This is a genomic window from Peribacillus sp. B65, from assembly GCF_058513295.1.
In genome coordinates this window covers 4,021,062-4,045,817 of the sequence record NZ_CP195840.1, presented here as the reverse complement: position 1 = coordinate 4,045,817, position 24,756 = coordinate 4,021,062, and the positions used below count along the sequence as shown (strand labels likewise).

At 42.9% G+C, this 24,756-nt stretch carries 21 protein-coding genes and 1 other annotated feature; of the genes, 7 read left to right on the top strand and 14 right to left on the bottom strand.

What is annotated here, in order from left to right:
- Window positions 1–95: 95 nt before the first annotated feature.
- The 5 genes from mbcS to ezrA form a co-directional block, all read right to left on the bottom strand.
- Window positions 96–1,679 carry an acyl-CoA synthetase MbcS gene (mbcS, locus tag ACSR9O_RS19695; protein WP_491724958.1) on the bottom strand — a complete coding sequence of 528 codons (1,584 nt, stop codon included), beginning with the start codon at window positions 1,677–1,679 and terminating at the stop codon, window positions 96–98.
- A gap of 880 nt (window positions 1,680–2,559) precedes the next feature.
- Entirely contained in the window at window positions 2,560–2,766 is a 207-nt protein-coding gene (locus ACSR9O_RS19690; RefSeq protein WP_034309203.1) for an alpha/beta-type small acid-soluble spore protein, read from the bottom strand.
- 82 nt (window positions 2,767–2,848) lie between these two features.
- Window positions 2,849–4,060: a tRNA uracil 4-sulfurtransferase ThiI gene (thiI, locus tag ACSR9O_RS19685; protein ID WP_491724957.1), complete on the bottom strand. Its 1,212-nt coding sequence runs from the start codon at window positions 4,058–4,060 to the stop codon at window positions 2,849–2,851.
- Entirely contained in the window at window positions 4,057–5,205 is a 1,149-nt protein-coding gene (locus ACSR9O_RS19680; protein ID WP_491724956.1) for a cysteine desulfurase family protein, read from the bottom strand. Before ACSR9O_RS19680 ends, thiI begins: the two co-directional genes overlap by 4 nt.
- Window positions 5,206–5,438: 233 nt before the next feature.
- Window positions 5,439–7,133: a septation ring formation regulator EzrA gene (gene ezrA, locus ACSR9O_RS19675; RefSeq protein WP_491724955.1), complete on the bottom strand. Its 1,695-nt coding sequence runs from the start codon at window positions 7,131–7,133 to the stop codon at window positions 5,439–5,441.
- A 168-nt stretch (window positions 7,134–7,301) separates the two neighbouring features.
- Here ezrA and hisJ point away from each other — a divergent pair, with 168 nt between their 5' ends.
- On the top strand, window positions 7,302–8,105 hold the full coding sequence (hisJ, locus tag ACSR9O_RS19670) for a histidinol-phosphatase HisJ (RefSeq protein WP_452444559.1): 804 nt from the start codon (window positions 7,302–7,304) through the stop codon (window positions 8,103–8,105).
- Window positions 8,106–8,119: 14 nt separating this feature from the next.
- On the opposite strand, the gene refZ is transcribed toward hisJ, so the two are convergent.
- Window positions 8,120–8,758 (bottom strand): forespore capture DNA-binding protein RefZ, encoded by a 639-nt coding sequence (refZ, locus tag ACSR9O_RS19665; RefSeq protein ID WP_101222952.1) that lies wholly within the window; start codon window positions 8,756–8,758, stop codon window positions 8,120–8,122.
- 154 nt (window positions 8,759–8,912) lie between these two features.
- On the opposite strand from refZ, the gene ACSR9O_RS19660 reads away from it, so the two are divergent.
- Complete coding sequence (locus ACSR9O_RS19660; RefSeq protein WP_491724954.1) at window positions 8,913–9,392, top strand: GAF domain-containing protein; 480 nt, start codon at window positions 8,913–8,915, stop codon at window positions 9,390–9,392.
- Window positions 9,393–9,394: 2 nt separating this feature from the next.
- Here ACSR9O_RS19660 and ACSR9O_RS19655 read toward each other — a convergent pair whose 3' ends face one another.
- Window positions 9,395–9,520, bottom strand: coding sequence for a hypothetical protein (locus ACSR9O_RS19655; protein WP_260358325.1), 126 nt, complete (start codon window positions 9,518–9,520; stop codon window positions 9,395–9,397).
- A gap of 324 nt (window positions 9,521–9,844) precedes the next feature.
- Here ACSR9O_RS19655 and rpsD point away from each other — a divergent pair, with 324 nt between their 5' ends.
- The gene (rpsD, locus tag ACSR9O_RS19650; protein ID WP_034309220.1) at window positions 9,845–10,447 is read left to right on the top strand and encodes a 30S ribosomal protein S4; all 603 of its coding nucleotides are present in this window, start codon (window positions 9,845–9,847) and stop codon (window positions 10,445–10,447) included.
- Window positions 10,448–10,543: 96 nt separating this feature from the next.
- Here the strand turns inward: rpsD and tyrS are convergent, their stop codons facing one another.
- Window positions 10,544–11,800, bottom strand: coding sequence for a tyrosine--tRNA ligase (gene tyrS, locus ACSR9O_RS19645; protein ID WP_101222954.1), 1,257 nt, complete (start codon window positions 11,798–11,800; stop codon window positions 10,544–10,546).
- A gap of 65 nt (window positions 11,801–11,865) precedes the next feature.
- Window positions 11,866–12,082: a binding site (T-box leader), on the bottom strand.
- A gap of 148 nt (window positions 12,083–12,230) precedes the next feature.
- Between tyrS and ACSR9O_RS19640 the strand changes: the two genes are divergently transcribed.
- Window positions 12,231–15,257 carry a transglycosylase domain-containing protein gene (locus tag ACSR9O_RS19640; RefSeq protein WP_491724953.1) on the top strand — a complete coding sequence of 1,009 codons (3,027 nt, stop codon included), beginning with the start codon at window positions 12,231–12,233 and terminating at the stop codon, window positions 15,255–15,257.
- A gap of 132 nt (window positions 15,258–15,389) precedes the next feature.
- On the opposite strand, the gene acsA is transcribed toward ACSR9O_RS19640, so the two are convergent.
- Window positions 15,390–17,108 carry an acetate--CoA ligase gene (gene acsA / locus ACSR9O_RS19635; RefSeq protein ID WP_101223490.1) on the bottom strand — a complete coding sequence of 573 codons (1,719 nt, stop codon included), beginning with the start codon at window positions 17,106–17,108 and terminating at the stop codon, window positions 15,390–15,392.
- A gap of 338 nt (window positions 17,109–17,446) precedes the next feature.
- On the opposite strand from acsA, the gene ACSR9O_RS19630 reads away from it, so the two are divergent.
- The 3 genes from ACSR9O_RS19630 to ACSR9O_RS19620 are packed head-to-tail and all read left to right on the top strand — an operon-like array spanning window position 17,447 to window position 19,930.
- Window positions 17,447–18,079, top strand: coding sequence for a GNAT family N-acetyltransferase (locus ACSR9O_RS19630; RefSeq protein WP_034309235.1), 633 nt, complete (start codon window positions 17,447–17,449; stop codon window positions 18,077–18,079).
- A 26-nt stretch (window positions 18,080–18,105) separates the two neighbouring features.
- Entirely contained in the window at window positions 18,106–18,756 is a 651-nt protein-coding gene (locus ACSR9O_RS19625; RefSeq protein ID WP_101222957.1) for an acetoin utilization AcuB family protein, read from the top strand.
- Complete coding sequence (locus tag ACSR9O_RS19620) at window positions 18,749–19,930, top strand: acetoin utilization protein AcuC (protein ID WP_101222958.1); 1,182 nt, start codon at window positions 18,749–18,751, stop codon at window positions 19,928–19,930. Before ACSR9O_RS19625 ends, ACSR9O_RS19620 begins: the two co-directional genes overlap by 8 nt.
- A 91-nt stretch (window positions 19,931–20,021) precedes the next feature.
- On the opposite strand, the gene ccpA is transcribed toward ACSR9O_RS19620, so the two are convergent.
- From ccpA to ACSR9O_RS19595, 5 genes are all read right to left on the bottom strand, one after another.
- Window positions 20,022–21,026: a catabolite control protein A gene (gene ccpA, locus ACSR9O_RS19615; RefSeq protein WP_101222959.1), complete on the bottom strand. Its 1,005-nt coding sequence runs from the start codon at window positions 21,024–21,026 to the stop codon at window positions 20,022–20,024.
- Window positions 21,027–21,408: 382 nt separating this feature from the next.
- Window positions 21,409–22,485, bottom strand: a complete 1,077-nt coding sequence (locus ACSR9O_RS19610; RefSeq protein WP_101222960.1) for a bifunctional 3-deoxy-7-phosphoheptulonate synthase/chorismate mutase — start codon at window positions 22,483–22,485, stop codon at window positions 21,409–21,411.
- A gap of 519 nt (window positions 22,486–23,004) precedes the next feature.
- Window positions 23,005–23,331, bottom strand: a complete 327-nt coding sequence (gene ytxJ, locus ACSR9O_RS19605; protein ID WP_054400017.1) for a bacillithiol system redox-active protein YtxJ — start codon at window positions 23,329–23,331, stop codon at window positions 23,005–23,007.
- Window positions 23,332–23,458: 127 nt separating this feature from the next.
- The gene (locus tag ACSR9O_RS19600) at window positions 23,459–24,031 is read right to left on the bottom strand and encodes a YtxH domain-containing protein (protein ID WP_230176732.1); all 573 of its coding nucleotides are present in this window, start codon (window positions 24,029–24,031) and stop codon (window positions 23,459–23,461) included.
- Between the two features lie 48 nt (window positions 24,032–24,079).
- Complete coding sequence (locus tag ACSR9O_RS19595; protein ID WP_101222962.1) at window positions 24,080–24,589, bottom strand: DUF948 domain-containing protein; 510 nt, start codon at window positions 24,587–24,589, stop codon at window positions 24,080–24,082.
- Window positions 24,590–24,756: the final 167 nt, after the last annotated feature.

Here is a 24,756-nt window from a genome sequence, read left to right as displayed (position 1 = left end):
CCATCTCATATCACGAATTCCCATATTTATGCTTTTATCCAAGCCCCTGTCAATAAAAAACGCCAGCCTTGGAGGCTGACGGTCATGCATTTCGATCAATTGTTAAGGAGTGCTTCTTCCCTTTTCCGTAAATCCACCCGTTTGATTTTACCTGATGTCGTTTTGGGCAGCTCTTCTAAAAATTCGATTTTCCTTGGATATTTATATGGGGCAGTCAATTCTTTCACGTGCGATTGAAGCGTCTTGATCAAGTCCTGGCTGTTCGGATCGATATCATCCATCAAGACGACATACGCCTTGACCACATTTCCCCTTATTTCATCAGGACTTGCTATAACGGCACACTCTTTAACATATGGATGCTTAACGAGTGCATCTTCCACTTCAAACGGTCCAATCGTATATCCCGAGCTGATGATGATATCATCGGAACGACCCTCAAACCAGAAGTAACCATCCTCATCCTTTTTCGCCTGATCGCCAGTGATATAATAATCCCCACGGAATTGCTGCGATGTCCGCTCGGGATCTTTAAAATATTCTTTAAAGAGTGCAGGTGTATCGACATGTACGGCAATATCCCCCACTACACCAGGAGAACAGGGCTTACCGGAATCATCAATGATATCCACATGGTTGCCCGGTGTCGGTTTGCCCATGGAGCCCAATTTAATTTCCATTCCTTTTGTTACACCTACCAACAGGGTATTTTCGGTCTGTCCATATCCATCACGCACTTCAATATGGAAATGGTTTTTAAAGACCTCGAACACTTTTTGATTTAAAGGCTCTCCCGCTGATACAGCACTATGAAGATGGGATAAATCATAGTCATCAAGGTTTTCCACCTTTGCAATCAATCGATACTCGGTTGGTGTGCAGCATAATGCATTCACTTTGTAGTCCTGAAGCAACTGTAGATACTTTTTCGCCTCGAACTTCCCATGGTAAGCAAGACCGGTCGCTCCCGTTCCTAGAACCGCCAGGAAAGGACTCCAAATCCACTTTTGCCACCCTGGACCCGCAGTTGCCCAAACCACATCCGTTTCGCTGATGCCGAGCCAGTTTGCAGCAGACGTTTTCAAATGTGCATAAGCCCAGCCATGTGTATGGACGACCCCTTTTGGATTTCCTGTCGTTCCGGAAGTATACGATAAGAACGCCATATCCCCACTCTTCGTGTCGGCCATTGTCAGCTGATCGGATTCTTTGCCGGCAAGCTCATTCAAATCCAACCAATTTTCGATTCGTTTTCCGATTGAGAATTTCAGAAGGATTTCCGCTCCTTCTATTTCATTCAATTCATGAGTATATTCATGATAACTGATGATTCCTTTAACATCACCATGGTTGACTCGATACTGCAAGTCTTTCGCACGAAGCATTTCCGAACAAGGTATGACAATCATGCCAATTTTCAATGCGGCTAAATACACTTGATATGCTTCCACCAAACGAGGAATTATGATAAGGACCGTGTCACCTTTACCCAGTCCTTTTTTCTTTAAGGCATTTCCAATTTTATTTGCACTTTTTAATAAATTCTCATATGTAAGTTGTTTTTTATCTCCGGTTTCGTTCTCCCAGAGTACGGCAACTTTTTCTGGATCTTTTGCATAACGTTCCATTTCACTCACTAAGTTGTAATGTTCCGGAGCCAATAAGTCTTCACGCTTCATATTCTTCCCCTCCAATTATGAACTCTTAGTACCTACTCATTATACAAGATACTTCTCTAATATTTCTATTTATTTTTACAAATAAATAAAGAGAGCGGGTTTAGGAATCCACTCTCTTATAGCCTTTTGACAACTCTTAAAGTGAGTTTGTCTGCAGTTTTTCTTTTTAAAAATTCCGCTGATTTCAGAAACCTGCTCTCTTTCCGCCGACTGTCTGCCAAGCCTCCTCGGCGCAAGCGCCTGTGGGGTCTTGGCTAGCCAGTTATTCGGCAGGAGTGTCGCAAATTTCTTCCATCCTTTAAGAAATACTGTAAAAAACTATGAAGGATAAACTAGTTTACTTTTAAAATTTTGGTTCGGGGCGAGAGCAATTCGGAACTCCTTTTGCCGGAAAATTGATGGAACCGCCAGACTGTAGACGAATTGGAGAAGATTAGCCAGTTTCCCTACAATATTTCTTAAAATAGAAGTTCCAGTGATTGGAACGTAAGGTACGAGACTCCTGCGGGAAAAGCGTGGCCAAGGGAGACCCCGCAGGCGAGCGCCGAGGAGGCTCCCGGACCGCCCGCGGAAAGCGAGTGCCTGGAGTGGAAATCATTACACATACCCCCTTTCGGAAATCCGCTCTCTTTCCGCCGACTGTCTGCCAAGCCTCCTCGGCACAAGCGCCTGCGGGGTCTTGGCTAGCCAGTTATTCGGCAGGAGTGTCGCAAATCTCTTCCATCCAATAAGGTTTCATATTATATAAAACAGTAAACAATTATGTAGTAAAACTAAGGAATTTATTAAATCGTTAATTATTCAGCCGTCCACGAATTCAGTCCGCAAACGTAAAGAGAGCGGGTGTTAAAACCCGCTCTCTGTAGCCATATTTATTAAATTATCTGTTGAAGCCTCCGCCTAATTGTTGTTCAGCCATTTGAACAAGGCGTTTTGTGATTTCTCCACCAACTGAACCGTTAGCGCGAGATGTTGTGTCGGCACCAAGTTGTACGCCGAATTCTGTAGCGATTTCATATTTCATTTGTTGTAGAGCTTGTTCCACTCCAGGTACCAATAATTCGTTTGAGCTGTTGTTGTTTGCCATGTGTTTTTCACCTCCTTGTGATTATAGAGTGTGTTAAAACACATGGCTTCATTCGCACTATTTTATTGGTAATTACAGGATATTAAAATAAGTCTTCCATCGCTTCATCCTTATCGAAAGTCTGACCAGGTTTAACTGTCAATACTTCTGTTTCGGAGACTGCTTTTTCAATCAAGGAATCAAAGTCGACGAAGCTTTCATAGTAATTGACTTTTTCACGTTTCGGTTTCGTTTTTGGGCTTGCCGGCGTAAAGACCGTACAGCAATCCTCATACGGCAGATTGGATATTTCAAAAGTATCAAGCTCTCTTGCAATTTTGATGATTTCCGTTTTATCCATGGTAATCAGGGGGCGCAGGATCGGTGTATTCGTCACCTCATTGATGGCGAACATGCTGCTCATCGTCTGGCTCGCAACCTGCCCAAGGCTTTCACCGGTAATCAGTGCCATGGCTTCTTCCTTTTCACGAATTCGATCGGCGACCCGCATCATTAAACGACGGGTAGTAGTCATTGAGTAGTTTTCCGGGATTTGCTTTTGAACCAATAATTGGATTTCCGTAAATGGAACGATATGCACTTTCATGCTTCCATTTATTTCGGCAAGCTTGCCCGCCAAATCAATGACCTTTTGACGTGAACGTTCGCTCGTGAACGGTGGGCTGTAGAAATGGATAGCTTCCACGTCCAATCCCCGTTTCATCGAAAGGAATCCCGCAACAGGGCTATCAATCCCGCCTGAAAGCATCAGCATCGCCTTTCCGCTTGACCCGAATGGAAGACCGCCTGCCCCCTGGATGATTTCACCTGTCAAATACACGGCTTCTCGTCTCACTTCCACTAACAGGTTCAAATCAGGGTTCTTTACATCCACTTTTAAATCCTCTGTATTTCGAAGCAAATGCCCGCCGATTGCCCTGTTAATTTCATCGGTATTAAATGGAAAATCCTTATCCGCGCGTTTTGTCGTGATCTTGAACGTTTTTACCTCTTCAAGAGTATGATTCAGGTAATACAATGCTGCCGTTTTCATCACTTCCAGATCACGCTCTATTTTTATCGCAGGGCTTAATGACTGAATTCCAAAAATGCCTTTCAATCGTTCAATGACAGGCTTATGGTCAGCACCGTTCAGGAGTACGTACATCCGCTCCCGGTTGGCTGTAAGCACTACACCTTCAATATCTTTTAAACTCCAGCGAATATGTGCCTTCATTTTGTCTACAAAGCCTTTACGGTTTCTTTTTTTCGTGGAGATTTCTCCATAACGGATAATTATATGATCAAATTTCATTTTGCAACCCTCATTATTTTTTCTAAATTAGCGACTATTTTCTGTATCGCCGCCAGAACTTGCTTTGCTTCTTCCATTTCATTGCCATAGGTAGTACTGATTCGGATGACGCTTTCGGAACGAGCCGAATTATGGAACATTGCATCCACCGTTTTGCTTATCGTCCTTTTTTTCGAAGAACAGGCACTAGTTGTCGAAACATATATTCCTTCCGATTCTAGTGCATGCAGCAATACCTCGGATTTAAGTCCGGGAACGGAAAAATTCACAATATGTGGTGCCCCTTCTTCAGGACTGTTAACCAATACCCCGTCCATTTCCTTCAAACCTTTATATAAATAAGTTTTGATTTGCTGCAGCTTATCATGATACAGCAATTGATTGTTCATACTAATACGCAAAGCCTTCGATAGGGCGACGATTCCCGCAACATTTTCGGTACCGCTCCTGATTTTCGTTTCTTGATTGCCGCCATGGAAAAGCGGATCGATCCGAACGCCTTCACGAACATAAAGGATGCCCGTCCCCTTCAAGCCGTGGACCTTGTGGCCGGAAATTGTACATAAATCCACATTGGCATCAAGCAATGATAAAGAAACTTTGCCTGCTCCCTGCACATTATCGACATGAAAGAGCACGTTTGGGTAATGTTTTATCAATTTGCCGATTTCAGCAATCGGCTGTATCGAGCCAACTTCATTATTAACATGCATGACGGAAACCAGAATGGTATCCTCCCTCAATGCATCCTTTAGGTCCATTACATCAATTTGCCCAAATTCATTAACGGGAAGATATGTGATCTCATAACCCATTTTCGTCAATGATTGGCATGCATCTTCTACAGAAGGATGTTCAATCGCTGTCGTGATTATGTGTTTGCCGCGATTTCCCTGAAAGTGTGCGGTTCCTTTAATGGCAAGATTATTTCCTTCCGTCCCCCCGGAAGTGAAATATATTTCCGAACTCTTCACCTTTAATAAATCAGCGATTTGCTTTCTTGCAGCGGAAAGCAGTTTTTCGGATTGCACCCCAAGTCCATGAAGTGAAGAGGGGTTCCCGAAATAGTCCGAAGTAACCTTCATGAATGATTCGATTACTTCGGGATATGGTTTTGTTGTTGCACTATTATCAAAATAAATCATGGGCTCACCTTCCATGTTTTTGTATCTATGATGGTCACTCTACTAAATATAAGTTTCAATGTTGCTGTTGCAACATCTAATATTAACATAATTGAATTTGAAAGAGAATGTAAAACACTGGTCCATGAATGATAGGAGAATTGCTTCTTTTTATTCCTCAGAATGATTTAAACTTCCCACCTGTCTATTCACGGTCCATCCGGTAAAAGAAAAAAACCCGCCTTGGCGGGTTTTTAGGAAAGGACTTCTTCTATGTTCGCCCCGATTTTTCGTAAACTGCCTGGGTCGACCTTTTCTATGGCCGTTGCTGCCGTTTCCAACGCTGCTTGATATTCATAGCTTCGGAATTTCGCCTCGGCTTCCCTAAGGCTCTCGGCAACCATATCGTGACTGCTTCGATAGCGATTTCCGAATTGGATCACCTTTTCGGCCAAATACATATGTTCGATTAATTCTTGGGCTTTTTCGTGGACCCTATTCACCTGTTGAACCGCTTTTTCCAAATAAATATAAACAGCTGCCATGTCAAGCGGCTTTTCTTCAAGTTTCCCCTGGACATCATCCATGCTTTCTTTGGCATCAGATAGCACCAATTTATACTCTTCCGGAAGACCCGGAATATTGCTTTTTGCAATTAATCGTCCAGTATCGACCATTTTACGTTTCAATTCAGCCAGTGAATCCCTGGCATCCATTTCATCTTTCCGTAAAGCCTGTAATTTAATCGTGAAGTCTTTCTGATTTTCCTGTAATTCCTTCAACTGTACAGCCAGCCCCTGCATCTCTTCGCTGATAAGGGAGCTTGCCATCACATTATCCTCCATTTTCAATACAAGCAATTGATGGCGTTTCGAAATCTGGGCAATCTGCTTTTCCATTTTCCGTTGTGCATCGAGCTCATTTTCCGTCAGATGATATGTGTGTTGAACATGTATGGTTTCAACTTTAAGTTTATCGTTTTCATATTCAAGGTCACTAATCGTTTTCCTGAGAACTTCATCATTTTTCAAGATATACTGTTTTGAAAGTACTTCTTTTTCCAAAAGGTCATAAAGCACCTCAATGCTTTCGCGCATATCTTTAATGCCTTTATCCACTGCTTCCGTTTCGGCATTTTCCAATTGTGTTTTATATAGTTCCAGCTCTTCCTCAAGCCGGGATATTTCCTGCTCGAATTGGATATGGCTCAACAGATACCCCTGTCCTGACATCTCCTCATAACCATCCTTCAATTCTTGAAGCTGGGAATGCAGCTCGGATTGGCTATCTACCAATAATTTCGGGAGCATTTCCATTTTAACCGACAGAACCGCCAATTTTTCCTTAATGGATAGAACAAGCTCCCTCGCATTCAAATAATTGCCATTCACGGTCTCTTCGTCATACTTTTGAAGGATCTGCAATACTTCATCCAAGGTACTTTCCAGCTTATCAGCAGCTTTCCCGTAATTATGCCTATGTGCAAGCAGGGATTTCTTCAATTGACGGTAGGATTCCTTGATATCCTCAATTTCCAATCGGTTTTTTTCCTCACTGCCTACGAGTTCATTCAGTTCGTATAAGATCTTTTTGATCATTTCCTCGATTTCATTCAGCTTGACTGTAATTTTGCGCTGTACTTCTTTTGATCGGCTGAAACGGTATTTATCGACGAATTCCTCGGCATCGAATAAAAGCTCTTCGACTTCGGGCATATGATCAGTAATGATGGCGTCCCATTCAATGCGCCAGTTTTCGAACATTTCCTCTGTTTCACCTGTCATGTTCAATTGTTTGACTTTAGAAAGCTCTTCCAGCACGGGGCGGTGCATGATGCTTATTTTCCAGGATTCCAGTCGATCGATTTCTTTAAAATATCTCTTTTTGAAAAAATAACCCCAAATGATGAAAATCAAAATTAATACAATTACCCCAATTATGTAATCCATGGTAAGCCCCCTGTTCTAATCCTTACAGTCTTGCCCGTTTATATATCAATTTTAAAAATGTTAAATTTAATGCTTTTATGATACCATGTTAGCAATAATTTTTGACGAGAAAAATGTTTTTTTTGTAGAAAATTGCTACAAATACCTGTTTTTTGGGAGGGAAGGACCATGAAAGCTGACGGTCATGTGCACACTCCGTTTTGCCCTCACGGCTCTACGGATAAATTCGATGAATATATTACGCGGGGAATCGAACTAGGATTAAAGGAAATCACATTTACGGAACATGCTCCATTGCCACGAAATTTTCAAGATCCTACGCCTGAAAAAGACAGCGGCATGGACGCTGCCCTGCTCCTGGATTACTTTCAAGAGCTCCGCGTACTTAAAGAACGCCATAAAGACAAAATCCTGATCAAAACAGGTCTGGAGGTTGACTTTATAGAGGGTTATGAAAAAGAAACAAAAGAATTCCTCGACGAAATCGGAGAATTCCTTGATGATAGTATACTTTCCGTCCACTTCATCAAGCATCAAAGCAGTTGGCACTGCATCGATTTCAGCGAAAATGGGTTTGGTGAGATTGCCAATGAACTAGGTTCAGTGGAATCGGTGTATGCCAAATATTACGATACTCTGGAAAAATCAATAACAACTGATTTAGGCATTTATAAACCAAAACGGATCGGGCATATTACGCTTGTCCATAAATTCCAGCATCGATATCCGCCGGCTTCTAGTTTTGACGAGCGGGTTTACAAGGTGCTCGACATGATCAAAGAACAAAGGTACGAACTAGATTATAATGGAGCCGGGCAGGTAAAGCCGCTATGCCGTGAACCATACCCTCCTGAACGGTTTGCAAAGCGTGCTTTCGATCTCGGCATTCCGCTTATTTACGGTTCCGATGCACATCAGGCTAAGGATTTGGGTCAGGGCCATCAGGCACTGATTGAAGGGTTCAATGGGTAACTCATGTATACACTTCAGCTCCGCCCGGCTAACAGTGGCTGTAGGTCGATGAAAAGGGTATCCTGCAAAAAACGTCCGACTTCATTGGCATATATATTCGTGTAGTAGGCTTCCTGCGGGAACACATGAAGCACATCCATCGCATAATGGGTATGCAGGACAGGGGCCGTCAATAAACCCTTCAACTGCAGCATATACATGGGAACCGAGACCTGCTGGAAACTCCTGCTCTTGATCCCCTGTTCCAAAATATATTGAAAATAAGACTTTTCCTTTGTAAAATAAGTCGAATGAATTTCACGATTTAAATTGGAATCGAGTGAAGATTCCCCATATATGAACCGTGCAGCAAGGAAGTTTTCCCTCTGGAAAGCGAGAATATCCTTTACAAGATTCATCAAGCAATGCTGCGGACCTTTTAGTTCCAGCAGTGTCATGTTCGTCTCAAGGACCAGGATATACTCTTCTAAATAGGAAGTGAAACAGAATTCCAGCAACCCCTGCTTATTCTTGAAATAGTAGGCAATATTCGCAGCGTTCACTTTGGCTTTATTCGCAATATCCCGTATGGATGTAGCATGATAGCCTTTTAAATGAAATAAATGCAATGCAGCTTCCACAATGGCTTGTTTCGTTGGCGTCTGGCGATTCATTCAGGCAATCCCTCGCTTTCTTTGAGACAAGTCTTGTGGACTATTTCTTCACGGAAGAGCCTGAATCCTTTAGTAAGTTCTCGACAATTTCCCAACAATAAAGCAACATGATTAGAAAGTGCTGTAAAAATATGCGGAAGACAGGTGAACGCTTTTGTTTAATGTCGAAATGTATCAAGGAAAAAAAGAAAATAACTATGATCTGGTCCAAAAGCAGCTTCTTGCCTTAATTGAAGATGAAACGAACCGGATAGCCAATTTAAGCAATGCGGCAGCTTTACTTAATCAGTTTCTTGATGAGATTAACTGGGTCGGCTTCTATTTATACGAAGAAGGCCAATTAATTTTGGGACCCTTCCAGGGCCTTCCAGCCTGTGTCCGCATTCCAATGGGCAGGGGCGTTTGCGGGACTTCAGCGGCGACTGAAAAAACCCTTCGCATAGAGGATGTCCACCAATTCCCTGGACATATCGCCTGTGATGCGGCATCAAGATCTGAAATTGTCATACCGCTCATAAAGGATGGCAAATTGATCGGTGTCCTCGATATCGACAGTCCGGTCACGGACCGTTTTGACGAAATGGATCAGCAAGGACTGGAGAAGTTCGCTGAAATCCTTTCCAGGCATCTATAAAGTTAAAGGGAGCGGCAATCCTTGCCTGCTCCCTTTTCCATTAAAGGCCCCATGTACATGTACCCGGTCCTTCCTGAATTCTTCACAATATATAACGCCTCATCGGCCCATTTGATATTTTTCTCCATTCATTATCACGCTTACATTGAAAAAACCTCACTAAAAAATTGCAGTTTTTAAATTTACCTGCTGCGATTCTCTTTATCTACGCCTTTTAATTAATCACAACTGGCCTTGACTCATTGAGCCAAATATTATACAATACTCTTTGTGTAAAATATTGCAGCCTATGTGACAGCCTTTATGTTCTCATTTTGTTCCTCAATACAGAGGTGTATCTCGTAACCCTCTGCTGCTAGGGCGAAGGTACATGAAAACAAAATGGTCATAATCGTACATTCACACGGTTTTTATTTTACCAAAATAAAAACATTTAAAGGAGGAGTCATCCTATGGCTCGTTATACTGGCCCAAGCTGGAAACTATCCCGTCGTTTAGGAATTTCCCTAACAGGTACTGGTAAAGAATTAGAAAAACGCCCTTATGCTCCAGGACAACATGGTCCTAACCAACGTAGAAAAATTTCTGAATACGGAATGCAACTACAAGAGAAACAAAAACTTCGTCACATGTACGGAATCACTGAACGTCAATTCCGCACAATGTTCGACCGCGCTGGCAAACTTAAAGGTGTACATGGTGAAAACTTCATGATTCTTCTTGAATCACGTCTTGATAACCTAGTTTACCGTCTTGGTTTAGCTCGTACACGTCGTCAAGCACGTCAACTTGTTAACCACGGTCACATCACTGTAGACGGAAGCCGCGTAGACATTCCATCTTACAAAGTGTCTCTTGGACAAACAATTTCAGTTCGTGAAAAATCACGTAACTTCTCAATCATTAAAGAATCAGTTGAAGCAACTAACTTCGTTCCTGATTTCCTTACTTTTGATGCTGAGAAATTAGAAGGTACTTTCACTCGTTTACCAGAACGTTCTGAATTGCCTGCTGAAATTAACGAAGCTCTTATCGTTGAGTTCTACTCTCGTTAATAACTTCAAAAACCCCATCCTTGGATGGGGTTTTTTTTGCATCTAAACACCCCTGCATGAGAAAGCCCGGCTGTAATTCAGCCGGGCCTTGAACAATCATTTCACTAATGTATATTTCTTTTTGCCGCGACGAACCAGGATGAACTCCCCTTCAATCTTAGAAGCTTCCGTCACTACATATTGCAGATCAGTCACTTTCTCCCCATTTATGGAGATTGCCCCATTCTGAATATCTTCCCGGGCTTGACGCTTTGATGGCGAAATTTTCGCTTCAACGATTAAATCGACCAAACCGATATCTTCCTTGCTTTCACGTTTGAAGCTAGGAACATCTTTGAAGCCCAATTTGATTTCCGCCGCACTTAAATTCTTCACCTCTCCGCTGAATAGGGCTGCAGAGATTTTGATTGCCTGGTCAAGAGCTTCCTGACCATGAATCAAACGGGTCATTTCTTCCCCTAAAGCTTTTTGCGCTTTACGCAAATGCGGTTCGGACTGTACGGATTGCTCTAACTCTTCAATCACCTCACGAGATAGGAATGTGAAGAATTTCAGGTATTTCACGACATCAGCATCGGCTGTATTGATCCAGAATTGGTAAAATTCATACGGAGTCGTCTTTTCAGGATCAAGCCAAATCGCTCCGCCTTCCGTTTTACCGAATTTCGTTCCATCCGCTTTCGTTACGAGCGGGATCGTCATACCGAATGCTTTTGCATCCTCATCATTGGATTTCCGGATCATTTCCAGCCCAGTCGTAATATTGCCCCATTGATCACTGCCGCCAATTTGCAATTTACAGTTGTAATTGCTGTATAAATGGCCGAAATCAATTCCTTGTAAGATCGTGTACGCGAATTCAGTAAAGGAAATTCCCGTATCCAAGCGGGAAGCAACCGTATCTTTTGCCAGCATGTAGTTAATGCCGATGTATTTCCCGTAATCACGCAAGAACGTGACCATATCGATTTTACCTATCCAGTCATAGTTATTGACCATGATCGCACCATTTTCACCTTCGAATTCAAAGATGTGGGATAGCTGCCCTTTTATGCAGTCGGCATTATAGAGCACTTTTTCCAGCGTTTGCAGCTGGCGTTCCTCTTTTTTACCGCTTGGATCACCGATAAGTCCAGTCGCACCACCCACTAATACAATGGGACGATGGCCATGCTGCTGGAAACGGCGCAATGTCAAGAATGGCAATAGATGTCCGATATGCATACTATCCGCAGTTGGATCGACACCACAGTATAAAGAAATTTTCTCTTTTTCTAAAAGGTTCTTAAACCCCTCTTCATCCGTTTGTTGATAAATAATCCCTCTCCATTCGAGGTCTTTAAGCAATTCCATTTAATATTCCTCCTCATCTTAGAAAAAAACCGCAAAAAGCACACAAAAACGCCCCTTCATAAATATGAAGGGACGAATGAATTCGCGGTACCACCCAACTTGAGGACATACTATGCCCTCCGCTCAAGACGAATAACGGTCGTCAACCGTTTCCTGCTACTAATCATTTCACAGCAAATGCTCCAGGAAGTAATTCATCATACTATTTGTACCGATTTCCACTAACCACCGGCTCTCTGAAACAGGGATAGTCTGACTACTGGGTCCTATCATCGCGATCATTTAATCATTTTATTGTTGTTAATAAACTTTTATCATACATAAGATTCCTTGTCAACATACCCTTACAGATTATAGAAAAATAAGAAAGATGCCCTTTCCCCTACCTGTTGTATGCTATAATATATGTGATTTCAGGGGGTATGATACGATGAATAATAATCAAAAAGATAGATTTCTAACAGTCTGGAAGCAGCTGACCCGTTTTTTTCAAAATGAAAAAACACATAAGAACGCGCGGGTTACATACCAAGTCATTTGGAATTTAACGCTGATCTTCATTATTGTGGGGATTCTAGGATTCTCATTCGCCGGCGGCGTCGGAGCCGGCTATTTCGCTGCCCTCGTCAATGATGAGCCGGTACGCTCAAAAGAAGATTTGAAAAAAGACATTTACAATTATGAAGAGACCTCTGAGGTATACTTTGCTGATGAAGTATACTTGGGCAAGCTTAAGAGTGACCTTGAGCGTGAAGAAGTGTCCATCGATAAAGTTTCCGAGCATCTAAAAAATGCAGTCATCGCTACTGAAGATGAGTATTTTTATGAGCATGACGGGGTTGTTCCGAAAGCTATCCTGCGTGCGATTTACCAGGAATTTTCGAATGCAACCGTCCAATCGGGAGGAAGTACATTAACACAGCAGCTCATTAAAAACCAGGTCCTGACCAACGAAGTATCGTTTGAACGGAAAGCAAAAGAAATCCTGCTTGCGCTCCGGGTCGAAAAATTCTTTGAAAAGGAAGAGATTTTGGAAACGTACTTAAACGTCTCCACTTTGGGACGAAACTCTTCAGGCCGTAACATCGCCGGGGTCGAGTCCGCCGCTGAAGGTATTTTTGGCGTGGAGGCCAAAGATCTGACACTGCCCCAATCAGCCTTTATCGCTGGATTGCCGCAAAGCCCTTTCGGATATACACCATATACCCAGAAAGGAAAATTGAAGGAAAATCAAGAGCCCGGCATCAACCGGATGAAAACCGTTTTAAAGCGGATGTATAGTAACGGATACATAACAAAAGCAGAATATGATAAAGCAAACGCATACGACATTACAAAAGACTTTATCGGTAAAACGGAGATGCCGTCGGAGAAATATCCATGGCTCACCTATGAAATCGAAAAACGCTCCATCGAAATCCTATCTGTCAGTCTGGCAAAAGAAGATGGATATGAAGAGAAAGATTTAAAGAATGATGATTTAAAAGCTCAATATCTAGCACTTGCCGATCGTAAGCTGCGGCAAAACGGCTATCAGATTTATACGACAATCGATAAAAAGATTTATGACAAGATGCAGGAAGTTACGAAAAACTATCCGAATTATGGATACGATAAAACGGCACAAGTCGTCGATCCAGATACGAAGGAAATGAAAACGGTGAGTGAGCCCGTTGAAGCCGGGGCCATTCTCATCGAAAATAAAACAGGAAAAATCATCAGTTTCGTAGGCGGCCGTGATTTCAAGCGGGAACAGACGAACCACGCCACCGCATCATTGCGATCGAACGGATCAACGATGAAGCCCCTGGTGATATATGGCCCAGGCATCGAGCTAGGCAAGATCTCGCCTGGCAGCGTATCGGCTAATGTGCCGATCTCCATTCCAACAGGCGGCAAACCGTGGAGTCCAGGAAACTATGGCGGCGGCAGCTATACGGGAGTATCGACTGCCCGCGAGGCCCTGAAGAATTCCTACAATATCCCGGCAGCGCTCTTTTACAAGAAAATAATCAACCTGAGCCCCGCTTCGTATTTGGAAAAAATGGGCTTCTCCACCGTGACGAAAGGGGATTACTCCAATCTTGCCTTGTCATTAGGTGCGATGGAAAAAGGTGTAACCGTTGAAGAAAACGTCAATGCATTTGGTACATTTGCCAATTCAGGAGAATTCATCGATGCTTATATGATCGATAAGATCGTTTCGAAAGATGGCAAAGTCATCTATCAGCATAAAGTGAAACCAGTGGATGTTTTCTCTCCGCAATCCGCTTACTTGACGCTTGATATGATGCGTGATGTCGTAAACAGCGGGACGGCGTCCTCGGTCAGGAACCGACTTGCCTTCTCAAGCGATTGGGCAGGTAAGACCGGTACTTCACAAAACTATTGGGACGCTTGGTTCGTCGCTACGAATCCCAATGTATCATTCGGTACATGGCTGGGATATGATACACCGAAATCCTTGCAAGGGACCTATAATGGTCTTGAATATAATAAACGTAATATGTATTATTGGGCAGATCTGATCAATGCCGCATATAAAGTCGACCCTAAACTCATTGACCCCGATAAGCGTTTTGAAATGCCGGGCGGAATTGTCAGCCGTTCCTTCTGTGGCGTTTCAGGACTGCTTCCTTCAAGCTCATGCCAAAAGGCCGGGCTTGTCAAATCGGATTTATTCATCGCGAAATATGCTCCATCCAGGGCGGATGATAGTTTCATAGATGGACAATATGTATCAGTCGGCAGCAAACGCTACGCAGCCCTTCCGCAAACGCCTGGCGAATTCACAAGCGGCGGGTTCATGTTGAATCCAGATTCATTTGCAGATATCGGATTGAGATATGTCGTTGACCCGGGCTCCGTGATTCCTGGAGCCGAAAAATCAGGAAATGTCGTCGGGGCGACAGCGAAATTGAATGATAATGGCAAGGCACCAGATCCCCTATCCATAACGATCGGTAACGATAAAATTACATGGGGCTTGCATGATGAAGGAGATGTCGTCGGTTATCGTGTCTATAAAGACGGCAAGAAAGTGGCGAGCATCAATGCTGGGGAGAGCCTTGTTTATAAAGTCGGCTCAGGCGGTTCCTATTATGTAACGGCCGTAGACATAGTCGGCAAAGAATCAGCCCCTTCTCAACGTGTTGAAAGCGGCGCTAAAAAGACCGGTTCAAAAGAAGATTCCACAAAAACTAAAGATGATCGTGGAAAAGATAAAATAGCTAACGAAGATAAAAAAACAGACTCAAAAGAAGAGAACGGTTCAGGTAAAGATAAAGAAAAAGAACCAGAAAAAGAAACGCAAACGGATAATAATAAAGAGCCAGCTCAAGATAAAGATCAAAACAAAGAGAATACAGATCAGGAAAATCAAGAGACCGACAAAGAGCAAGACACCGTCAATGATAAAGAGCAAGACACGGATAAAGCTGAAGAAGAGGAAGAATGACACTCTTTCTTGAACTAAAAACAGGCTGTCGGTTACCCCGACAGCCTGTTTCCTTATACTCTCCCCAAAAAGGCATCCATGGAAGTGACCATGGATGCCTTTTCCTTCTCAATAATCAGTAAGACTAAGTTTTCAATCCTCCATCGATGATAAATCGCCAGTTGGCAGATCAAGTTCCCAAGCTTTCAAGACACGACGCATGATTTTACCGCTTCTTGTTTTAGGAAGTTTATCCCTGAATTCAATTTCACGAGGTGCCGCATGTGCTGCTAGACCATGCTTTACAAATGTACGAATTTCCTCAATCAATTCATCGTTTGCCTCGTATCCGTCACGAAGTGCGATGAACGCTTTGATAATTTCCCCCCGAACCGGATCCGGCTTACCGATGACCCCCGCTTCGGCTACGGCTGGATGCTCGACCAATTTGCTTTCCACTTCGAAAGGACCTACCCTCTCCCCTGCCGTCATGATGACATCATCAACACGGCCTTGGAACCAGAAATAACCATCTTCATCCATATATGCGGAATCTCCTGAAACATACCAATCACCTGGCATAAAGTAAGATTCATATTTAGCTTCATTCTTCCAGACGGTCTTCATCATCGAAGGCCAGCCTTTCTTGATGGCAAGGTTCCCCATTCTATGCGGCGGAAGCTCGTTGCCTTGATCATCCACTATTGCCGCCTTCACACCTGGAATCGGTTTGCCCATCGAGCCAGGTTTGATTTCCAGGCAAGGATAATTGCAGATGACCTGTGCCCCGGTCTCCGTCATCCACCATGTATCATGGATACGGTGATTGAATACCTTCATTCCCCAGCGCACCACTTCCGGGTTCAACGGTTCACCCACACTTAATATATGGCGGAGAGAACTCAAATCGAACCGCTTAACGATTTCGTCACCTGCGCCCATCAGCATCCTGAAGGCAGTCGGGGCACTATACCATACCGTGACACCAAAGTCCTCCAAGGTCTTGTACCAGGATTCAGGCTTGAACCGCCCGCCTACAATGACATTCGAGGTCCCTGTCAGCCAAGGTCCAAATATCCCATAAGACGTCCCTGTCACCCATCCAGGGTCCGCTGTGCACCAATACACGTCCTCATCCTGCAAATCAAGGACCCACCTTGCCGTTTGATAATGCTGGATCATCGCATTATGAACGTGCAGCACTCCTTTTGGTTTGCCTGTGGAACCTGAGGTGTAGTGAAGAATCAGCCCGTCATTCCGATCCACCCATTCAATTTCGAATTTTTTGTCGGCTTCTTTTAATTTTTTATTGAAGTTATGGTAATTTCCTTCTTCTTTTATATTTTCCCCCACCAAGAAAATATGCTTTAAATGGGGTAATTCATCCACCGGGACACGCGGCAAAAGTTCAGGTGTCGTCACTATCACACTTGCCTCACTATCTTCAAGACGGTCCCTTATGGCTCCTTCCATGAAGGCTTCGAACAACGGCCCTACGACCGCTCCCGTTTTAATCGCACCCAACAATGCAAAATAAAGCTCCGGGGAGCGAGGCATGAAGATGAAAACACGATCTCCTTTTTCCACATTGGCAATGTTCTTGAACACATTGGCCGCTTGATTCGTATAATCTTTCATTTCCTTGAATGTATACTTTTCATTTCTTTTATCGTCTTTGTAATAAAGGGCCACTTTATTCTTTTTGTATGTTTCGACATGGCGGTCAATGGCTTCATACGCAAGATTCACTTTACCGGTTTCAGACCAGGAGAATTCCTTTTCCGTCTCAGACCAGTCAAACTTATTGTATTTTTCATCATAATTCTTTAAATTAAAATTACCTTCCACTACTGGTAACGCTTTCACATTCATACGACAAACTCCCCCTTCATTCGGCTCTATATTTTTATTATAGTATAAGAATCGAATTATCTCAATTTTTAAAATATTGAATACTTCCATATAAGGGAAATCCCTTCTTGGTGAATTTTGAAAGCAACTGGTATATTGTTATGGTTAAGGCGAATCCATATGATGGCCGTGAAAGACGAAGCACTGTAACAAAAGCGCCTTGAACTTTCTGAATTATGCCCCTCGTTTTCATGTATAATTTATGTAAGCTTTCCATTCGGTCAGTTTTTAAAAGCAATGCTTCGTATACTCCGGAATGCGAGAGTGTAAGATTACTATATAACAAGGGTGGTGAAAGAATGGAATATAGTAAGACCTTTTACACTAAGGAACTGCAGACATTAAGCGGAACGCTCATCATCGAGGGGCCGTTAAGCGGCGAAAAAATGTCCGCTTATGAGTTTCACGAAGACTTGGTCGCCTTTCGCCCGCCTGCTTTGCAGCATAAAGCGTTAATAGAGATTGCAGACTTGCCTGAGGGCAGGATCTTTATCGCCCGTGAAAATGAAACAATCGTGGGTTATGTAACTTACTTATATCCCGATCCCTTGGAGCGCTGGTCTGAAATCAAGATGGAGGACCTGATTGAGCTTGGTGCAATCGAGGTCATCCCTAAATACCGGGGTGCCTCCGTCGGGAAAAACCTAATCCGCCTTTCCATGGAAGACGATTCGGTTGAAGACTTCATCATCATCACCACTGAATACTATTGGCATTGGGATTTGAAAGGGACAGGTCTGAATATATGGGACTATCGCAAGGTCATGGAAAAAATGATGAGTGCCGGTGGTTTGGTCTACTTTGCAACAGATGACCCTGAAATCAGTTCCCACCCGGCCAACTGTCTGATGGCCCGTATTGGCAAAAGGGTCCCGCCGGAATCCATCCAGAAATTCGACCAATTGCGTTTTATGAATCGGTTTATGTATTAAAGAGGCGAGTAAGAGGAGGAAGGAAAATGATTGTTGAAACAATAATGAATGAGGATATTATCACCCTCACTCCAACCGATACAATCCATAGCGCTGTCTTGATCATCAAGGAGAAGCGAATTCGCCATATCCCGATTGTCGATGACAGCTTTCAACTTGTGGGATTAGTCAGCGACCGTGATATTCGGGATGCTGCCCCTTCTATATTCCGTACCGAAGAATACAAAAATGATTTACAAAAACCACTATCAAGCATCATGAAAACGGAAATAATCACAGGGCACCCGCTGGATTTCGTGGAAGAAATCGGGGCTGTTTTCTGTGATAACAATATCAGCTGCCTTCCAATCGTAAAGGGAAGGAAGTTAGTGGGAATCATAACCGGTTCTGATTTACTTCATTCATACGTTGAGTTGACTGGAGTCAATCAGCCCGGTTCCCAAATCGAAATCAGAATCCCGGATAAGGCAGGTTCCCTTCATGATATTGCCCATATTTTCAAAAGGCGCAATACGAATATCCTGAGCACCCTCGTTTATCCTGAAAAAAATGGAACCGACTATAAAATTCTTGTAATTCGTGTACAGACGATGAATCCATTTATGGTGGTGGAGGATTTGAAGAAAGAAGGCTATACCGTTTTATGGCCTAGTCTACCGGGGTTTTCACATGAATGATACATCCCTTTTCGTATATTCGGATGAACTCCTTACCTACAAATTCAACGATGAGCATCCATTCAATCAAAAACGGCTTAAACTCACGCTTGATTTATTAAAAAAACACCATGCAATCAATGATGATCAAATTATCAAGCCCAGAATGGCAACCGATGCAGAATTGGAACTGATTCATGATCACCATTATGTAAACGCTGTCAGGTTGGCAGGCCAGGGAAAGCTCCCCCCTGAAAAGGCTGTGAATTATGGGCTAGGAACGGAGGATACCCCCATCTTCCCCAAAATGCACGAAGCAAGTGCATTGCTTGTAGGCGGTACCTTAACGGCTGTGGATGCCGTCATGACCGGCCAGTCCCTGCACGCACTTAATCTTGGCGGTGGCCTGCATCACGGTTTCCGCGGAAAAGCCTCGGGCTTTTGCATTTACAACGATAGTTCGGTCGCGATTAAATACCTGCAAAAAAAATATGGGGCGCGTGTCTTGTATGTCGATACCGATGCACATCATGGTGATGGAGTCCAATGGTCATTTTATGATGACCCGGATGTTTGTACACTATCCATCCATGAAACGGGCCGCTACTTATTTCCCGGCACCGGCAATATTAACGAGCGAGGCCAGGGAAAAGGCTACGGCTATTCATTCAACATCCCGGTCGATGCGTTCACTGAAGATGAATCATGGCTCGATTGCTACATGGCTTCCTTTAAAGAAGTCATTGAATTCTTCAAACCGGATGTCATATTAACGCAAAACGGAGCCGACTCCCATTATTACGATCCGCTCACCCATTTATCAGCCACCATGAAAATTTATAGGGAAATACCAAAGCTGGCCCACGAAATGGCCCATAAGTATTGTGAAGGACGGTGGATTGCAGTGGGCGGCGGCGGATATGATATATGGCGCGTCGTCCCGAGGGCTTGGGCGAGGGTCTGGCTTGAAATGACGAATAATGATATATCAGGTCCCCTATCAAAGGAATGGCTCGATTGCTGGCAGCCTGAGTCCCCTGTTCCCCTGCCGAATGAATGGGATGACATGGAGGATATATATGAACCCATTCCGAGGAAGCCTGAAATTACCGAGAAGAATGCCCTGACGCTTGAAAAGGTCCTTTATCCCATCAGGTCTTCCAGGCAAACAACGAAAAGCAATGAACAAAGTTAACCAAAAGATCGTTGAAAAACGATCTTTTTTGTTCGGGGCAAACATTTGAGAAACAAAAAGAGAGTGCCCTCGGGACACTCTCCAAACCAGTTTATTTCGTTGATTGACGGTTTTCAATCCGATGTGGCAGGATCACTTTTTCAAGACCTTCCTCCACTTGTTCTTTATTCATCAACTTTGTAAGAAGCCTCATCGCAACCGCACCAATATCATATAAAGGTTGAACGATCGTCGTGATTTGCGGACGCACCATCAAGGTCAATCTCGTGTTATCGAAGCTGATCACTTCAAAGTCTTCCGGTACATTAAACCCTTTGTCCTGAGCGGCATGGACAATTCCAAGCGCCATTTCATCAGCACCGGCTATGAATGCTGTCGGTCTGTCTTCAGCTTCCAGGTACTTTTCAAAAGATTCAATTCCTGAATCATATGTATAATCACCTTCAACGACATAACTTTCATCAAATGGAAGCCCAGCTTCTTTCAATCCTCGTTTATAACCAGTCAATTTCATTTCATTAATCAACGCCGAAGGGTTTCCGCTTACAAAAGCGATATGCTTGTGGCCTTTTTTAGCGAAGAAGGTCACTGCGTCGAATGCCGCCGCCTCATAATCAATATTGACCGATGGAACTTGTCCGCTTTCATCCACCGAGCCTGCCAGAACGATTGGAACAGGTGAATTCTTAAACTCTTTGACATGCTCATCAGAAATGTTGCCGCCCATGAATACGATACCATCCACTTGTTTTCCAAGCATCGTATTCAGCAAATGGAATTCCTTATCTATATTCTCATCAGAACTGCTTAGAATGATATTGTATTTATACATGGTGGCTATATCTTCTATGCCCCGTGCCAATTCTGCAAAAAAGATGCTTGAGATATCCGGGATGATGACCCCGACTGTAGTCGTTTTCTTTGAGGCAAGTCCCCTTGCCACTGCATTGGGACGGTACCCTAACTTCTCAATTACATCTGAAACTTTCTTCCTTGTTGCAGGCTTTACATTTGGATTCCCGTTAACTACGCGGGAAACGGTGGCCATGGAAACATTCGCCTCACGCGCCACATCATAAATGGTTATATTATTCATTTATCCATTCCTCCATTTCTTTCATTTTCCCCATAAAAGACCCGAATTATTTCGGAAAATAATCTTTTATGCGTTTTTCTCTATAAGGAAGATTATTTTAGGAACGATCTGCCTAACAAAAAATGCAGTCCTACTCTCTTCTCAGTCAAATATTCAATACCCTATTCAAGTATAAAATTCACATAGATATCACTTTATGTATGACTCAATCTTCCGAACAGTTCTCATTCTTGTTATTTATCATACGATAGTCGAATCTTTCCTGCAATCCAATAGTGCTCATTTCGAAGCTTTTTCTGCAAAAACTAGTATTTTACCATTAAAAAAAGCCCTTGCCAAGTTGGTAAGGGCCGTAAATAGATCATTTAAAGAATTTCTTAGCTTATACAGTTACCCAGTTCAAACGTTTAATCTCTTCGTAGAATTCATCAAATTGTTTGAAGTCCATTTGCTGTGCAGAATCCGATAAAGCAACGGAAGGATCTGGATGCACTTCAGCCATAACACCGTCAGCACCGATTGCAAGAGCCGCCTTAGCCGTAGGAAGCAGAAGATCGCGACGTCCAGTTGAATGCGTTACATCAACCATGACCGGTAAATGAGTTTCTTGTTTTAAAATCGGTACAGCAGAGATATCAAGTGTATTTCTTGTTGCTTTTTCGTAAGTACGGATACCGCGCTCACAAAGGATGATGTTGCCATTGCCCTGCGACATGATGTATTCCGCTGCATGAATGAACTCTTCAATCGTTGCCGCCAGTCCACGTTTTAAAAGAACTGGTTTATTTACAGCACCTGCCGCTTTTAGCAAGTCGAAGTTTTGCATGTTGCGCGCCCCGATTTGGATGACATCGATATGATCGATTGCCGCTTCGATATCGTTGGCACTCACGATTTCACTGATTACAGCCAAGCCGTATTCATCAGCAACACGTTTAAGTATTTGTAATCCTTCCAAACCAAGCCCTTGGAAGTCATATGGAGATGTACGTGGCTTAAATGCACCGCCGCGCATCAATTTCAAACCTTTAGCTTTAATGACTTCCGCCACCGCAGCTGTCTGTTCATAAGATTCAACGGCACATGGTCCGAAAACGAAGCTAGGGATCCCGTTACCGACCAATTCACCCTTAATGTCGATGATCGTGTCTTCAGCCTTTTGTTTTCTCGATACAAGAAGCGTTTTCTTCTGATCATCTTTTTGTAACTCCAAGCCCAATTTAAAGATTTCTTTGAAAATATGTTTAATCGAACCAAGATCAAGCGGTCCTTGATTATTGGCTTCGATAAGATCCAGCATTGTTCTTTCACGGACCGGATCGTAACGGTTTACACCTTGTTTTTCTTTAACGCGACCAATTTCCTGTACAAGTTCAGCACGTTGATTAATAAGATGTAATAACTGAAGGTTCACATCATCCAGTTGATTACGAAGTCCATCAAGCTCTTTGTTGCTCATTACAAATCCATCCCTTCGTTTTTTAAAATAGAAATCGGTTCAGCGGACTCAAACTAAAAAAAATCCCATCCGGATCCTCGAACATCCACCCCGATTGTTTTATCAATGAAAAATTTAGAATATTTCATGTATGATTAAATCAATTATAAATGAAGTGTCCATAAATGTCACTATATTTTTCTTTAATAATTAAACGCTTTTAAGCATTAAAGTTATAAATGCATAAAACTAGGTGCCGCTCATGCCAGAAAAACGATTACACAGAATATTGAAACACGATCCGTTGTAGGAATTATATTGGAAATAGAACAGGAAAGCTATCATTTAATTGATCATTTTTCACAAGAGCATAGAAAAGTTTAAATCTTCTGCCACTTGTCCGAAGCCGAGAAATGTTTAAAGAGGTTTTACGGAAAGGCCTTCCTAGAAAAGGTTTCCCCAGGATTAACATCCTTAGGCCCGCCAATCAATGGAATAATAAAAGGCCGGACCCCTTACCAAAGGGATCCAGCCTTCCATTCATTCTGTAATGGCCTTGCTCAATGAATCATATGTAATCCGCCAATGAGATTCATTCCAGACAGGTTTTCCACTTTTAAAAAGGATGGCCTGAGGTGATTGATGTTTGACCTCAAAGGTTTCTGCTACATAATTGGATAGTGGACGAGCTTCCTGGACGGCCAAATAGGCCGTTTTAAGTTGTTCGTTCCCTAAGATGTACCTCTCATATTGTTCAAATGCTTCAGCGCTGACAGGGCATGTTACGCTATGCTTGAAAAGCAGGAATGTATCCTCTTTTAGAAGCTCATTGAATTGTTCTTCTGTTTCGATTTTGCTCATGACCATATAGCAGTCTCCTTTCCTTGTCATATAAATTTTACCATCAAAAAGGCGATGAAGCCATCGAAGCACTTCACCGCCTTATTCTTCGTCCCTTAATGACTCTTCATTCCCATTAAAGAAGCCAGGGAGTTTAATTCTTTAGTTTACTCTCCGTTTCATCAAATGCCTTTTTCGCTTCATCAAGTTTTAATTTTGCCGCATTCTTGTTTCCGCTTGTTGGATCTGCTGAATTATTTTCCGAATCATTGCCGTTAGCAAAGTTCGTTTCGACGGATACGATAGGAGCATCGGTAGTTCCGGTTACATCAATATCCTTATTGCTTGAATTCGTTGTATCATCAGCAGCGTCGCCGTTTTCTTTTCCTGTTTTCAGGCTCTTCACTTTGTTGACGATATTCGAAGATTTATTGGAAACGATTTCCGTGACGGAGCTTGTTTTTTCTTTTGCAGTATCAGCAAGGACTGTACCTTTTTCCATTGCCGTTTGTCTTAATCTTTCTGTTTTCTCGGAAATGTTTCTAGCTTGTTCATTGAAGTCATTCCTTAATTCCTTGCCTGTTTTCGGAGCCATGAACAATGCTGTAGCCGCTCCGATCATCCCGCCGATCAAGGCGCCAATCATAAAGTCCTTCGAATTGATCGAGTCGCGTTCGTCCTCATAAGATTTCTGATAGTCCTTTGCCGCAAATTCTTTTTGAGTCATAATACATTCCCCTTTCAATTTTCAGTTCATTTTTTATTTAACTAGATTTTAGGATCTAGAACGTAAAAACCTTTTTTTAGGCAGGTTATCTGTTTCAAGCGCTTCCCTTTCTAACTCCGCCCTTTCGGTTGGAGTCGGGGCAGCCTGTTTGCTTCTGGCCTTCCACTTGTCTCTGATCTCCATGGCAACATTACTCCATTGTACAATTTGTGAGATTCGGTCTTGATTATTATCAATCTCAGCCTGCACTTTATGGGAAACCTTTTGGATGGAAGAATTGAAGCTGGAGATGGATGTGCCTACATCCTTCACCGCATCCACCACCGTGTTCAGGTTTTCTGACTTGTGCTGCAAATCTTCAGCCAACGTATTCGTTTTATGTAATAACTGAGTAGTTTCGAGCGTTATGCCCTGCATTTGGCTCTCTAGTCCTGTCAGCGTCCGGGCCACACTGTCCAGGGTAGTTTGAAGTGATGTCAGTACCTTTGTTAGGAAAATAACGAGTACCAAAAAAGCTATCGCTGCAACAGCAGCACTTACGTATAAAATAATCTCCATTGGAACACCTCCGAAAAAAATCGACTTATTTAATAGCTGTTAGATATTAATTACCCCTTCCCTAATATTATAAACGTATTTATTTTTTCAATATACCCTATCAAACCCTAATCTGGAAATATTGTTGTCTGCATCCAGTTCCTCCGTAAGTTCATGGGTCACACTTA